Annotated in this window: 1 rRNA gene; it reads right to left on the bottom strand. The window is 56.0% G+C overall.

Annotated features, from left to right (window positions below):
• Positions 1-300: 300 nt before the first annotated feature.
• Positions 301-1824 (bottom strand): 16S ribosomal RNA (locus ABIB26_RS23620).
• Positions 1825-2015: the final 191 nt, after the last annotated feature.

Below are 2015 nucleotides of genomic sequence, written 5' to 3'. Positions count from 1 at the left end.
AAAACCCACACCACCACCACACCCCCGAAAGGAAGCGCGGCCGTGCCATGGTCCTGTTGCCTCAGGACCCAACAGTGTGCCAAACACTACCCAGCGAAACATTCCGGCCGCGTTCCAGGAGCACCCCTTCCGAAGAGAGAGTGTCCGTACTTGCCGCCGGCATGTGCCGCCAGGCACCTATTTGTTGATATTCCACCCGTGAGCACCCGCCGCAGAACTAGCGTCTGCGCAACGGGCGTACTCCTGACAAACCCTCCACACCCGCATACACGGGGCAAGGTGATTGTAGGTGCTCCTTAGAAAGGAGGTGATCCAGCCGCACCTTCCGGTACGGCTACCTTGTTACGACTTAGTCCCAATCGCCAGTCCCACCTTCGACAGCTCCCTCCCACAAGGGGTTAGGCCACCGGCTTCGGGTGTTACCAACTTTCGTGACTTGACGGGCGGTGTGTACAAGGCCCGGGAACGTATTCACCGCAGCGTTGCTGATCTGCGATTACTAGCGACTCCGACTTCATGGGGTCGAGTTGCAGACCCCAATCCGAACTGAGACCGGCTTTTTGGGATTAGCTCCACCTCACAGTATCGCAACCCTTTGTACCGGCCATTGTAGCATGCGTGAAGCCCAAGACATAAGGGGCATGATGATTTGACGTCGTCCCCACCTTCCTCCGAGTTGACCCCGGCAGTCTCCTATGAGTCCCCGCCATCACGCGCTGGCAACATAGAACGAGGGTTGCGCTCGTTGCGGGACTTAACCCAACATCTCACGACACGAGCTGACGACAACCATGCACCACCTGTAAACCGACCGCAAGCGGGGCACCTGTTTCCAGGCGTTTCCGGTTCATGTCAAGCCTTGGTAAGGTTCTTCGCGTTGCATCGAATTAATCCGCATGCTCCGCCGCTTGTGCGGGCCCCCGTCAATTCCTTTGAGTTTTAGCCTTGCGGCCGTACTCCCCAGGCGGGGCACTTAATGCGTTAGCTACGGTACGGAAAACGTGGAATGTCCCCCACACCTAGTGCCCAACGTTTACGGCATGGACTACCAGGGTATCTAATCCTGTTCGCTCCCCATGCTTTCGCTCCTCAGCGTCAGTTAATGCCCAGAGACCTGCCTTCGCCATCGGTGTTCCTCCTGATATCTGCGCATTTCACCGCTACACCAGGAATTCCAGTCTCCCCTACATCACTCTAGTCTGCCCGTACCCACCGCAGATCCGGAGTTGAGCCCCGGACTTTCACGGCAGACGCGACAAACCGCCTACGAGCTCTTTACGCCCAATAATTCCGGATAACGCTTGCGCCCTACGTATTACCGCGGCTGCTGGCACGTAGTTAGCCGGCGCTTCTTCTGCAGGTACCGTCACTTTCGCTTCTTCCCTACTGAAAGAGGTTTACAACCCGAAGGCCGTCATCCCTCACGCGGCGTCGCTGCATCAGGCTTGCGCCCATTGTGCAATATTCCCCACTGCTGCCTCCCGTAGGAGTCTGGGCCGTGTCTCAGTCCCAGTGTGGCCGGTCACCCTCTCAGGCCGGCTACCCGTCGTCGCCTTGGTGAGCCATTACCTCACCAACAAGCTGATAGGCCGCGAGTCCATCCAAAACCACAATAAAGCTTTCCACCCCCCACCATGCGATGAGGAGTCATATCCGGTATTAGACCCAGTTTCCCAGGCTTATCCCAGAGTTAAGGGCAGGTTACTCACGTGTTACTCACCCGTTCGCCACTAATCCCCCAGCAAGCTGGGATCATCGTTCGACTTGCATGTGTTAAGCACGCCGCCAGCGTTCATCCTGAGCCAGGATCAAACTCTCCGTTGAAGTAAAACAAAAACAGACACAACCAACACCCCCGGGAAAACGGGACGTATTGATTGCACAAAATTTGAAACCAGCCAAAAACACCAGACCACACCACGGGGTGGCACGATCCGGCACATTCAACCAATCCATATAAATAAATTGGTATCAACAAACTTGGCACACTATTGAGTTCTCAAACAACAGACACA

The sequence above is a fragment of the Arthrobacter sp. UYEF20 genome (assembly GCF_040546335.1).
Taxonomy (GTDB): Bacteria; Actinomycetota; Actinomycetes; order Actinomycetales; family Micrococcaceae; genus Arthrobacter.
Note: the sequence above shows the minus strand (reverse complement) of the source record. Positions and strands in the feature narration are given on the sequence as shown.